The 13609-nt window shown below is 46.1% G+C and carries 7 protein-coding genes and 1 pseudogene; all 8 read left to right on the top strand.

All coding sequences use genetic code 11. The features are described 5' to 3' along the window. The 8 genes and pseudogenes from hrpB to P4S59_RS12690 all read left to right on the top strand — a co-directional run bounded on the left by hrpB (position 1) and on the right by P4S59_RS12690 (position 13570). The gene (hrpB, locus tag P4S59_RS12725; RefSeq protein WP_337168509.1) at positions 1 to 2469 is read left to right on the top strand and encodes an ATP-dependent helicase HrpB; all 2469 of its coding nucleotides are present in this window, start codon (positions 1 to 3) and stop codon (positions 2467 to 2469) included. Beyond that, entirely contained in the window at positions 2462 to 4834 is a 2373-nt protein-coding gene (mrcB, locus tag P4S59_RS12720; RefSeq protein ID WP_337168508.1) for a penicillin-binding protein 1B, read from the top strand. The genes hrpB and mrcB overlap by 8 nt, the downstream gene beginning before the upstream one ends. Before the next feature lie 122 nt (positions 4835 to 4956). Further along, positions 4957 to 7286: pseudogene (locus P4S59_RS12715) on the top strand (patatin-like phospholipase family protein). Between the two features lie 268 nt (positions 7287 to 7554). Then, positions 7555 to 10152 carry a bifunctional aconitate hydratase 2/2-methylisocitrate dehydratase gene (acnB, locus tag P4S59_RS12710; protein WP_048625959.1) on the top strand — a complete coding sequence of 866 codons (2598 nt, stop codon included), beginning with the start codon at positions 7555 to 7557 and terminating at the stop codon, positions 10150 to 10152. A 99-nt stretch (positions 10153 to 10251) separates the two neighbouring features. Next, on the top strand, positions 10252 to 10620 hold the full coding sequence (locus P4S59_RS12705) for a YacL family protein (protein ID WP_012841428.1): 369 nt from the start codon (positions 10252 to 10254) through the stop codon (positions 10618 to 10620). A gap of 188 nt (positions 10621 to 10808) precedes the next feature. Beyond that, on the top strand, positions 10809 to 11147 hold the full coding sequence (locus P4S59_RS12700) for a P-II family nitrogen regulator (protein WP_005396729.1): 339 nt from the start codon (positions 10809 to 10811) through the stop codon (positions 11145 to 11147). Positions 11148 to 11174: 27 nt separating this feature from the next. Then, a complete protein-coding gene (locus P4S59_RS12695; protein WP_046875065.1) occupies positions 11175 to 12404 on the top strand; it encodes an ammonium transporter in 1230 nt (409 codons plus the stop codon). A gap of 152 nt (positions 12405 to 12556) precedes the next feature. Next, a complete protein-coding gene (locus P4S59_RS12690) occupies positions 12557 to 13570 on the top strand; it encodes a Fe(3+) ABC transporter substrate-binding protein (RefSeq protein ID WP_005386566.1) in 1014 nt (337 codons plus the stop codon). Positions 13571 to 13609 lie beyond the last annotated feature (39 nt).

Here is a 13609-nt window from a genome sequence, read left to right as displayed (position 1 = left end):
TTGTCACAATTGCCGATTGAAGCCGTGATGCCTGAGTTGCTGACGGCGGTCAAAAATCAACATCAAGTGATCTTAAAAGCGGCGCCTGGTGCCGGTAAGTCGACCTACTTCCCTTTACAGCTCCTCTTAAACCATTCGGTTGTTGGCAAAATCATCATGCTCGAACCAAGACGACTCGCGGCGCGTAACATTGCCCGTTATCTTGCTGAGCAATTGGGAGAGCAAGTAGGGCAACGCGTGGGTTATCGAGTTCGTGGCGAGGCAAAGGTAAGTTCTGCAACGCAGCTGGAGATCGTAACCGAAGGGATCATGACTCGGATGATCCAAACTGACCCTGAACTGGATGGTGTTGAACTGCTGATCTTTGATGAGTTTCATGAACGCAGCATTCATGCCGATACCGCTTTGGCATTCAGTTTAGAAGTTCAAGAGGCATTGCGAGACGATCTCAAGCTGGTGGTAATGTCGGCAACGCTTGATCAACAAGCCTTACAGTCGTTGTTGCCGGAAGCCTGTTACATTGAATCAGAAGGACGCAGTTTCGACGTAGAAATGCGTTACCAACCGTTAGGTGTGAATGATCATTTACCTACGAGTATGGCAAAAACAATAGAAAGTCTTATGAACAAAGAGTCCGGCTCTTTGTTGGCTTTCCTACCGGGCGTTGGGGCAATTAAACAAGTCGAAGAACGTTTATCTCATTTGGCGGATGATATTGAAGTGTGTCCGCTTTATGGGCAACTGAGCTTTACTGAGCAACAAAAAGCCATCACGCCGGCAGAACACGGCAAGCGTAAAGTCGTACTCGCGACCAACATCGCAGAAACTTCACTGACGATTGAAGGCATTCGCCTTGTGGTTGATTCTGGGCTAGAGCGTATTGCCCGGTTTGATTTGAAAAACGGTTTAACACGCTTAGAGCAAACACGCATTGCACAGTCTTCAGCGATTCAGCGTGCAGGACGAGCGGGACGAATAGAAGAGGGCATTTGCGTTCGCCTCTATTCTGAAAGCCAGTTCAAGCAACAGCCGCAGGTTTCTCAACCCGAAATTTTGCATTCCGATCTATCGAGCTTAGTCATGGAGCTGGCCTTTTGGGGAGCGAGTGATATCCACGATCTCAAGTGGCTTGATGTTCCCGCTAATGCGTCATTGGAACAAGCGAAGCAGCTATTGGTGTCATTGGGACTACTGACGGAAAAAGGGCAATTAACGTCCGAAGGAAAACAGGCGCATGAACTAGGCGTTGAGCCTCGTGCGGCTGCGATGCTAATTAAAGCGCAATCTTACAGTGATAAGATGTTAAATGCTGCTTTGGCGGCGGTCGCACTGATTGAAGAGCCAGAGAGAAACGTTACCAATATCGCTCATAGCTTGCATCGTTGGCTTGTTGGTACTCATCCAAAAAAGTCGCTGTTGTTCAAGCGTGCTCAATCTCTAGCGTACAAATTGGATACGGTATTTGACCTGAAAGGCGTGGATGAAGATGCACTACCGCTGGTGTTAAGTCTGGCATTTCCAGATCGCATTGCGCAGCAGCGCACAAATCAATTTGGGCGATTTACTTTGGCTAATGGTCATGGTGCAGAATGTCGTCAGGAAGACATGCTAGGTGGCTGTGAGTATTTGGTTGCCGTTGACTTAATGCGTTCTCATTCTAACTCCAGTCAAATTCATTCGGCATGTGAATTGGATGTCAATATATTGCGAGCGACCTTTGAAGCGCTATTTTCGTCTGAAGAAGTTGTAGACTGGGATGAAAAAAGAGGGCGTCTAATGGCTGAGCGACAAACAAAACTCGGTCAGCTGGTGGTTGAACGCGAGCCTTTGCCAAGCCCTGGCAAAGAAAAAATGACACAAGCTTTACTCACGTATGTCCGCCGCCAGGGCTTACAGAGTCTAAACTGGACACCGGCTGCGGAGAGCTTGTTGGCTCGGATTCGTTGTGCGGTGGAATGGTTACCCGAGCAATCATGGCCAATGTTTGATGAAGCCAGTTTGTTGGATTCATTAGAAGAGTGGTTAGAGCCATACATGACGTCCGTCAGTTCGGTTAACGATTTGAGCAAGATAAACTTGGTCGAAGCGCTGAACGCTCGATTAGGTTGGCCACTCAATCAACAGCTGGATGAATGGTTACCAGAGCATTACCAACTGCCGACAGGTTCAAAGAAGCGTATCCGTTACCAGTATGGCCATGAGCCGAAACTATCGGTGCGTATGCAAGAGGTATTTGGTGAGAGTGGCTCTCCTACGGTAGCACTTGGTCGTAAGCGTTTGGTGCTTGAACTGCTTTCGCCGGCACAACGTCCGCTGCAAGTGACGTCTGACTTGGCGGCTTTCTGGAACGGAAGCTATAAAGACGTTCAAAAAGAGATGAAAGGGCGCTACCCAAAACACGTTTGGCCAGATGATCCTGCCAATCATGTAGCAACTACGAAAACAAAAAGACAATTGAATAATGACTAACAGCAAAAAGCCTAGCGCGAAAAAAGCGCCAGCGAAGAAAAGTACAACCAATAAAGGAACGACAAAACCGACTCGACGCACACCGAGTAAAAAGCCGGCTAACGAGAAACGTTCGTGGCTGAAAGTTTTGTGGTCATTTAGCTGGAAAGCCGGTGTTGCGCTTGCCGCTGTTTTGCTGTTTGTTGGGATTTACTTAGATAGTGTCGTGAAAGAGCGCTTTGAAGGTCAGCTGTTTGAACTGCCAACGGTGGTTTATGCTCGCATCTTGAACTTAAATCCGGGTGAAAATATCACCATTCAAGAACTGCGCAACGAGCTGGATGTACTGAATTACCGTAAGGTAAGTCAGCCTCGCTATCCTGGTGAGTACTCTTCTTCTTCCACTCGTATTGAGCTGATCCGTCGTCCATTTGAATTTGCCGATGGTCCTGAACCGGATCGTCACGTGATGCTCCATTTTTCAGATTCTGGCTTACAGCGTATTCAGTCTTTAGAGTCCCGAGGTGATCTTGGTTACTTACGCTTAGAACCGAAGATGTTGGGGATGCTGGAGAAAGATCAAGATGAGCAGCGTCTGTTCTTGCGTCGTGATCAGTTCCCAGAAATTTTAGTTGATGCACTGCTTGCGACCGAAGACCGGGATTTTTATCAACACGATGGGGTGTCTCCACTCGCGATTGCACGAGCAATGGTTGCAAACATTAAAGCGGGTCGTACTGTTCAAGGTGGTAGTACGCTAACTCAGCAGTTAGCGAAAAACCTATTTTTGACCCGTGATAAAACGCTGTGGCGTAAAGTTCGAGAAGCGTATATCGCGTTAATTTTGGATTACCGTTACAGCAAAGATCGTATTTTGGAAGCCTACCTTAACGAAGTGTACCTGGGGCAAAGCGGTGGTGAAGCGATCCACGGGTTTGGCTTGGCATCGCGTTATTACTTTGGACAACCGATCCAAGAGCTGCGAATCGATCAACTGGCGATGTTAGTTGGGATGGTAAAAGGACCGTCTTACTACAATCCAATTCGTTACCCCGAGCGTACGAAAGAGCGCCGCGATCTTGTATTACGTTTGTTGATGCAGCAAAACATGCTGACATCTGAGCAGTATGAGCAAGCCGTCAGTCGTTCGCTTGATACGCAGAGCAAACCACGTATCGCGAGCCGTCAGCCCGCTTATTTCCAGCAATTGAGCATTGAATTGAAAGAAAAAGTGGGGGAGCGATTTAAAGCGGAAACCGGACTGCGCGTGTTTACGTCTCTGGATCCGGTATCGCAAAGCAAAATGGAGCAAGCCATCGCGAAAAAGATCCCGGAGCTAGCTAAACGAGGCGGTAAAGAATTAGAAGCTGCCGCAGTTGCGGTTGATCGTCATAGTGGTGAAATCCGAGCCATGGTTGGCGGTAAACGTGTTGGTTATGAAGGTTTTAACCGCGCGCTCAATGCCAGTCGTCCAATTGGCTCTTTAGTTAAACCAGCGATTTACTTGACGGCTCTAGAACAACCGAAAAAATATAACCTAGGCACGACGCTGCACGACACGCCGCTAAGCCTGAAAAGCAGTAAAGGTAATGTATGGACACCGCGCAACTACGACCGAAAATACCGTGGTGATGTGCCACTTTATATTGCTTTAGCGAAGTCGCTCAACGTGCCAACCGTGCGCTTAGGCATGGCGCTTGGTATCCCCGAAGTATCCGATACTTTAGAACGTTTGGGCGTGAACAAAGACGAAATCCGCCCAGTGCCTTCGATGTTTTTGGGCTCGTTTTCTTTGACGCCGTTTGAAGTCGCGCAGATGTATCAGACACTGACGAACTCAGGCAAACGTGCGAAACTGACCGCTCTGCGTTCAGTGATGGATATGGAAGGTAATGTGCTGTATCAATCCTTGCCTCGTTCATCAAGAGCCGTGGATGAGCAAGCAGCATGGCTAACGACCTACGCGATGAAACAGGGGGTTGCTCAAGGTACAGGCCGCTTCTTACAAAGCCAGTTTGGTTGGGCTGCACTGGCAGGAAAAACGGGTACCAGTAACGATAACCGCGATAGCTGGTTTGTCGGTGTTGATGGCCGTGAAGTGACGACAATTTGGCTAGGCCGCGACGATAACAAACCGGTTCATCTAACGGGATCGAGCGGTGCATTACGAGTGTACGCAGAGTATTTGAAGCAACGCATTCCTGAGCGTTTAGAGCTTCCATGGCCAAGAGAGATCACCACGTTAGGATTTAAGCCGACATCAGATGGTGGTTTAGAAATGAACTGTCGTAGTGATTACAAACTGCCAGTTTGGGATAAAACGGGTCAAATAAAGCAGCAGTGTGAGAAGAAATCAAACTGGCTTAACAGCTTATTTGATTGGTAGCATCGCCAAATCAACAACATTAGCTTGTCTCTCTGGTCAATTCTTAGTACATATTAGGGCGTGTTAGTGCAGTGCTGCTAGCACGCCCTACTTGATAAGAAATTCAATAAAGGAATAAGTGAATGTTCAAAAAGCTGTTATCAAGCCCGTCGACTCGCCATTTCGCGCTTTGGGTTAGTGCCTTTTTGATCACCACTCCTTCTGTTTCCCTCGCAAACTCTCTAGCAAAAACGGATGACTTGGAGCCTCGCCCAAAGGTGGCGGTTGTGCTCGCTGGTGGCGGAGCAAAAGGCGCTGCGCATATCGGCGTCCTCAAAGCATTAGAAGAGATGCAGATCCCGGTCGATATCGTAACGGGCACCAGTATGGGCGCTTATGTTGGTGGTCTCTATGCAACGGGGATGAGCGCTGATGAAATTGAAAGTTTTATCTACACCGTCGATTGGAGCAGTGGTTATCGAGATCGTGTCGACCGTAGTCAACGCCGAGTTCGTGATAAAGAGTATGAAGACCGCTATCAAATTAACACTGACCTCGGCTTAAGATTTGGTGAGGTTCGTGCCCCAACGGGTGTGGTGCAAGGCCAGAACATGTTGCGCGTATTGCGTGAGACTACAGGGAACTTAGGGCGATTCGATTCTTTTGATGATCTTGCCATTCCTTACCGCTCTGTGGCGACAGATATTCTTGCCCTAGAGGAAGTGGTTCTTGGCAATGGCTATCTCGTGGACGCCATGATGGCCAGTATGTCTGTACCAGGAGCGCTTCCTCCCTATAAGCTCAATGGCCATATGCTTGTCGATGGTGGCGTTGTTAATAACATGCCTGTCGATGTGGCTCGCGCCATGGGGGCAGATGTTGTTATTGCTGTCGATATTAGCACCGACTACAAAACCGAAGATGAATTTACGGGGCTGTTTACTGTCGCGGACCAACTCTCTAACTATCTCGTTCGTCGTAGTACACAACAGCAAGTGGACGAGCTTGAACCTCAAGATATTTATATTCGTCCCAATGTGGGCACCATGGAAACGGTCGAGTTCGACAAAATGCCTTGGGCTTTTCAAGCGGGTTACGATATTACCAAGCAGCTTGAAGATAAGCTGCTTGGTCTAAGTTTATCGAACGCAGAATACCAAAAGTACATCGATCACAAGCAAGAGGTACGTAAGACGCTGGTTTACGGTGATAAACGCATTGTTGATGACATTGTGATAGTGAATAACACCCACTACAGTGATGTATTACTTACTAACCGTATTCAATTGAAAACAGGTCGTCGTATTCCAACGGCTGAAATAGAAAAAGCCGTTGAAAATCTCTATGCGTTGGATCGTTTTGAGTTAATCACTTACCACTTTGAAGATGTTGATGGTAAGACATTGTTGGTTTTTGATGTTAACGAAAAGTCGTGGGGGCCGAATTACGTTAACTTTCGATTTTTCCTTGAAGATGACTTCGATACGGATAGCCAATACGGCATCGGTATGTCGACCAATTTTACTAATTTAAACTCGCATGGTGCAGAGTTGGCGTTCAACGTAGAAATGGGCACGGATAAGCTGATAGAAGCTGAGTTGTATTCGCCTGTTTTATCTAGCCAAACGCTTTTTGTTGCTGGCCGTGTTGGATACAGCAGTGAAGATAGAAACTTACCTTTTAGCGAGTTTGAAAACCCGGACCTCAGCTCAGTTAACGACTTCTTACCCGTTTCCTATAATGACTTTGCTTCAGAACTGGCGATTGGCATTCAACCTACGTTATGGCAAGAGTTGCGCCTTGGTGCTCGTTACTCTACAGGAGATATTGAGCTGTCTACCTTGGCCTCGGCAGGGCAGCTAGACTTCGAGCGCAAAGGTATATTTGCGAGCTATCGACTCGATACGCTTGATGATTTTGCATTTCCTACTCGCGGACTGCTGGTCGATCTTGAATATTTCGTATCCCATGACAAGAGTCCGGAAGGCATCACTCTACTCGATACGGAAAAGATGATTGAAGATACCGTGTATGAAATCTCCGCGCGATTTAAAGGTGCGGTCAGTCATCAGCGTCATACTTTAGTCGGACATGCAGAATATAGCTTTGTAGAAAGTAAAAATTCATCGGTTCCACTTGATCCGAGAGAGTTAGGCGGCTTTTTAAACCTATCTGGCATCCCAAGAAATAGCTTGATTGGACAGAACCTGTTTTTAGTAGCTTGGTGTACCGATACAAATGGTTTGATAATGACTTCGGATTGTTTGAAGCGCCAGTCTACCTAGGTGCATCAGTGGAATACGGTGGAGTGTGGTCAGATAATGATCTGAAGCTGAATGAAGCGCCACTTTACAATGCTGGCTCTATTTTCTTTGGTGTTGACTCACCAATCGGGCCAATTATGTTGGCTTATGGTCGTACTGAGCAGGATATGGATGCTGTGTATTTGATCGTAGGAACGTCGTTTAATTAACCGGGTATAAGAAAGCAAAAACTTGGCATATTTGGTCAAAATTAGCAGAACTTTAGTCGTAAGTTGCTATGTTGGTCAAAATGATAAGATTTTAATTTAAGGTTAAATTTGCTATTATTTTGCCCACAGTTTGGCCTCTACGGCGCTGTTTCTCAATCATAATTGAATGAAAACAAGGGCAATGGAGAGCCAAGTTTCCAAGGATGTTCACTCCTTTACTTTAACAATAGTAATAATAGAGGAGGAACCGCAATGAGAGGAAAAAGTCGTGCTTGAAGCCTACCGTAAACACGTCGAAGAGCGTGCTGCTGAAGGAGTTGTTCCTAAACCGCTAGACGCAGAACAAGTTGCTGGACTTGTAGAACTTCTGAAAAATCCCCCGCAAGGTGAAGAAGAAGTCATTCTTGACCTACTTGAAAACCGCATCCCACCAGGTGTAGATGAAGCCGCTTATGTAAAAGCGGGTTTCCTAACCGCTGTAGCAACAGGTGAAGTTAAATCACCACTTGTGAGCCGTGAAAAAGCGGCTGAACTGCTAGGCACTATGCAAGGTGGTTACAACATCGCACCGCTAGTTGAGCTATTGGATGACGAAGCACTGGCAGAGATTGCTGTAGAAGCGCTGTCTCATACACTTCTGATGTTTGATGCTTTCTATGATGTAGAAGAGAAAGCAAAAGCAGGCAATGCGCATGCACAGAAAGTGCTTCAGTCATGGGCTGATGCTGAGTGGTTCCTTTCTAAGCCTAAGCTTGAAGAAAAAGTCACTCTAACTGTATTTAAAGTAACAGGTGAAACGAACACGGATGACCTTTCACCTGCACCTGATGCTTGGTCTCGTCCTGATATCCCAGTGCACGCACTTGCGATGCTGAAGAACGAGCGTGAAGGCATCAATCCTGATCAACCGGGCAATATTGGTCCGATCAAGCAAATTGAAGAATTGAAAGAAAAAGGTCACCAATTGGTTTACGTTGGTGATGTTGTTGGTACTGGTTCTTCACGTAAATCTGCAACCAACTCAGTACTTTGGTTCATGGGAGATGATATCCCTTACGTTCCAAACAAACGTGCTGGTGGTTATGTGCTTGGTGGTAAAATTGCACCTATCTTCTTCAACACAATGGAAGATGCGGGCGCACTACCAATCGAAGTCGACGTGACTAAGCTCAACATGGGCGATGTTATCGATGTTTACCCATATGAAGGTAAAGTTTGTAATCACGAAACAGGTGAAGTTTTAGCTGAGTTCTCGCTGAAAACGGAAGTACTGATTGATGAAGTTCGTGCTGGCGGTCGTATCCCATTGATCATCGGTCGTGGTTTGACAGACAAAGCGCGTCAATCGCTAGGTCTTGAGCCTTCGGATGTATTCCGTAAACCTGGTGAAATTGCAGATTCTGGCAAGGGTTACACGCTTGCACAGAAAATGGTTGGTAAAGCGTGTGGCGTAGAAGGCATTCGCCCTGGTACCTACTGTGAGCCGAAGATGACGACAGTAGGCTCGCAAGATACTACCGGCCCTATGACTCGTGATGAACTTAAAGACTTGGCGTGTTTGGGCTTCTCTGCTGACCTTGTCATGCAGTCTTTCTGTCACACCTCTGCGTATCCAAAACCAGTAGACGTTAACACGCACCACACACTTCCGGACTTTATCATGAACCGCGGTGGTGTATCTCTTCGCCCGGGTGACGGTATTATCCACTCATGGCTAAACCGTATGCTACTGCCGGATACAGTCGGTACGGGTGGTGACTCACATACTCGTTTCCCGCTAGGTATTTCATTCCCAGCAGGTTCGGGGTTGGTTGCCTTTGCTGCTGCGACAGGCGTTATGCCACTAGATATGCCTGAGTCAATCTTGGTTCGCTTTAAAGGTGAAATGCAACCGGGTATCACACTGCGTGACCTTGTTCATGCCATCCCTTACTACGCGATTCAGCAAGGTCTACTAACAGTAGAGAAAGCGGGCAAGATCAACGAATTCTCTGGTCGTATCCTTGAGATTGAAGGCCTAGAAACGCTAACTGTTGAGCAAGCATTTGAGCTTTCTGATGCTTCTGCTGAGCGTTCTGCGGCAGGTTGTACTGTGAAACTGTCGCAAGAGTCGATCGAAGAGTACCTAAACTCTAACATTGTAATGCTGAAGTGGATGATCTCTGAAGGTTACGGTGACCGCCGTACTATCGAACGTCGTATTACAGCGATGGAAGAGTGGCTAGCAAATCCTGAGCTGATGCAAGCGGATAAAGACGCTGAATATGCACATGTAATTGAAATCGATATGGCTGAAATCAATGAGCCAGTACTATGTGCACCGAATGATCCGGATGACGCTCGCTTGTTGTCTGAAGTACAAGGCACAGCGATTGATGAAGTGTTCATCGGTTCTTGTATGACTAACATCGGTCACTTCCGCGCTGCTGGTAAGCTGCTAGATAAGTTCAATGGACAGCTTGCAACTCGTCTATGGATCGCTCCGCCAACGAAGATGGACAAGGATCAGCTAACGGAAGAGGGTTATTACGGTATCTTTGGCCGTGCTGGGGTTCGAATCGAAACACCAGGATGTTCACTGTGTATGGGTAACCAAGCGCGTGTTGCAGACAAATCAACAGTGATGTCTACCTCAACGCGTAACTTCCCGAACCGTCTAGGTACTGGTGCGAATGTTTACCTGTCGTCTGCGGAACTAGCTGCCGTAGGTGCAATCCTTGGTAAGATTCCAACTAAAGAAGAGTACTTGGAGTATGCGAAGCAAATTGATGCAACCGCTACAGATACTTACCGCTACTTGAACTTCCATAAAATGGATCAGTACACCAAGAAAGCGGATGAAGTGATCTTCCAAGAGCCTGCATAAGTTTAACTGCACAATTAAAAAGCACCTCAAACGAGGTGCTTTTTTTATGGGCGCAATTCGCTATACTCCGCACCAAATTGATACGAAAAGGCAATCTCGATGGAATTTGAATTCATCCGTAACACGTTGATGGGCGAGTACTACGTAAAATGCAGCATGGGGCATGAGATTGTTGGGCGCTGGCTACAAGAAGAAATTGGCAAAGATCCTATGAAGATTGCTCAGGTTGAAAAGCTAATTGAGCAGTCATTTTCAGCGCCTTCTCAAGAGCATAACCTAACAGGTACAGAAATTAGCTTGATGATTCAGGGCGATGAAGTCCTAGTGCAAGAAAACGCATTGGCCCATGACCATGATGTTGAGATGGAAAGTGAATTCGATTTCTACAATGCAGAAAGTACAGCAAGCTGTGGAATAGAGGACTTCATGATTCTTATCGAGCGATGGAAAGACTTTTTGAACATTTAGTGCACAGTTTTGGGTAACTTTCCTTCTGTTGCTTTAAATTTGTGAAAAGGGCGCACCGATATGGTGCGCCCTTTTTGTTTATAGATATGTAAATTGACGTTAGTTTTTATTATTCAATGACTTAAAAACTTGGCACGTAGATTGGATTATTAGAAGTGTTTCAGGATGAAAGCTTCGGAGAGAATTGAATGAAAATAATCAATGCCATTATTAAGCCGTTTAAATTAGACGATGTGCGAGAAGCATTGGCTAACGTCGGTATCGAAGGGATGACGGTATCAGAAGTTAAAGGGTTTGGTCGTCAAAAAGGCCACACGGAACTGTATCGCGGCGCTGAGTATCAGGTCGATTTCCTACCAAAAGTGAAAATTGAAATCGCTACTCACGCGGATAATGTTGAGCGAGTGGTTGAAGCGATTACAAAAGCTGCGCAAACAGGAAAGATTGGTGACGGTAAAATTTTTGTCTACGACCTGAACCAAGCGGTGCGTATCCGAACGGGCGAAATGGACGCAGAAGCACTTTAAGAATTCAAGGGATTGGAGAAACTTATTATGGAATTAACAACAACAGTAACCGAGTTACGTTACGCACTTGACACCTTTTTCTTCCTCATTTCCGGTGCGTTGGTAATGTGGATGGCAGCTGGTTTTGCGATGCTAGAGGCTGGTCTTGTGCGCTCTAAGAACACAACAGAAATTCTTACGAAGAACATCTGTTTGTACGCAATTGCATGTACGATGTTTCTGATCGTTGGTTACAACATCATGTATGTCGACAACGGAGAAGGAGGTTGGTTACCTTCATTTGGTGCGTTGATTGGTACCCAAGGAGAAGGGGCTGATCACTCTCTAGAATCTGACTTCTTCTTCCAAGTCGTCTTCGTTGCAACGGCAATGTCCGTCGTTTCTGGTGCGGTGGCTGAACGTATGAAGCTTTGGTCTTTCTTGGTTTTCTCTGCAATTTTGACCGCATTTATCTACCCAATGGAAGGTTATTGGACATGGGGCGGTGGCTTCCTAGCAGAAGCTGGATTTAGCGACTTTGCAGGTTCAGGTATCGTACATATGGCTGGTGCTTCTGCAGCTCTTGCTGGTGTATTGCTTCTTGGTGCTCGCAAAGGTAAATATGGCAAAAACGGTGAAATCTACCCGATTCCAGGTTCAAACATGCCTTTGGCAACACTAGGTACTTTCATCCTTTGGTTTGGTTGGTTTGGGTTTAACGGTGGTTCTCAGTTGATGGTTTCAGATTTTGAGAACGCAACAGCGGTAGGTCAGATCTTCCTAAACACCAATGCAGCAGCTGCTGCAGGTGCTATTGCGGCGCTATTTGTATGTAAAACAACTTGGGGCAAAGCGGACTTAACGATGATTCTCAATGGTGCGCTAGCTGGCTTGGTTGCCATCACTGCAGATCCTCTATCACCATCGCCATTATATGCGGTTGCTATCGGTGCAGTATCTGGCGCGCTAGTCGTATTCAGCATCATTGGCCTAGATAAACTGAAAATTGATGACCCAGTCGGTGCGATTTCAGTGCACGGTGTTTGTGGCTTCTTTGGTTTGATGGTTGTACCACTAAGTAACGGCGATGCTACATTCGGTGCACAGCTTTTAGGTGCAGTCGTTATCTTTGCTTGGGTATTTGGTGCCAGCCTAGTTGTGTGGGCTATCTTGAAAGCAACCGTTGGAATTCGCGTCACGGAAGATGAAGAAATGGAAGGTATGGACATGCATGATTGTGGCGTCGGTGCGTACCCAGAATTTGTCACTGTGAAGTAATCAATAGCCTGTAATAAATAGTTACACTCTCAACATATAAAAACCTGCTCCGATGAGCAGGTTTTTTAATATTTGTCATTGTCTTCTTATTGAACATACATATAATAACGCAACTGATAAACGTTATCATTAGCATGGTAAAGGATTAAACAATGAAAAAACTGCTAACTCTTTCAGCATTAACTTGCGCAACCTTAGCTCCAACAGCAATGGCTGCTGAAGAAGTGAACGTCTACTCTTACCGTCAACCTTTCCTAGTTGAGCCTATGTTCAACGAGTTCACTAAAGAAACTGGCATCAAAGTAAACGTAAAATTTGCTAAAAAAGGCTTAGCAGAAAAGCTAGCTCAAGAAGGCGAGTACAGCCCAGCTGACGTTATCCTTACGACAGACATCAGTCGTCTAGCTGAACTGACAAACAAAGGTTTAGTTCAGAAAGTAGATAGCAAAATCATTGAAGAAAACGTACCAGCTCAATACCAAGATAAAGAGAATGAGTGGTTTGCCCTAACTCTACGTTCACGTAGTGTTTACTCTTCACGTGATCGCGTAGGTAAACTAGGCGCAGATTTCAACTATGCAGATCTAGCTAAGCCAGAGTTCAAAGGTAAAATTTGTACTCGTAGCGGTAAGCACCCGTACAACGTTTCTCTAGTTTCAGCAATGATTGCTCACAATGGCGAAGCAGAAACCAAAGAGTGGTTAGAAGGTGTGAAAGCAAACCTTGCTCGCAAACCACAAGGCAACGATCGTGCACAAGTTAAAGCGATCAAAGAAGGCCTATGTGATGTTTCTCTAGGTAACAGCTACTACCTAGGTAAAATGGTTAACGACAAAGAGCAAAAAGCTTGGGCAGATGCAGTTTACATTAACTTCCCTAACCAAGAGACTACAGGTACTCACGTAAACATCTCTGGTATGGCGATGGCGAAGTACTCTCCAAACAAAGACAATGCTGTGAAGCTAATGGAATTCCTAACGGGTGACAAAGCGCAGCAGATGTACGCAGAAGTTAACTACGAGTACCCTGTTAAAGAAGGCGTGAAGCGTTCTGAACTTGTGGAATCTTGGGGTGACTTTAAAGCAGACAAGCTTTCTCTAGACGATATTGCAGCCAACCACGAAGCGGCAATTAAGCTATTAGACGAAGTGAAATTTGACCTTTAATTCCTTGTGGGGGTATAACAGTACCCCCATTTGATTAAA

It is taken from the genome of Vibrio sp. M60_M70 (genome assembly GCF_037162085.1).
In the GTDB taxonomy this organism is placed as follows: Bacteria; Pseudomonadota; Gammaproteobacteria; order Enterobacterales; family Vibrionaceae; genus Vibrio; species Vibrio diabolicus.
This window is presented reverse-complemented; position numbering and strand designations above follow the sequence as displayed.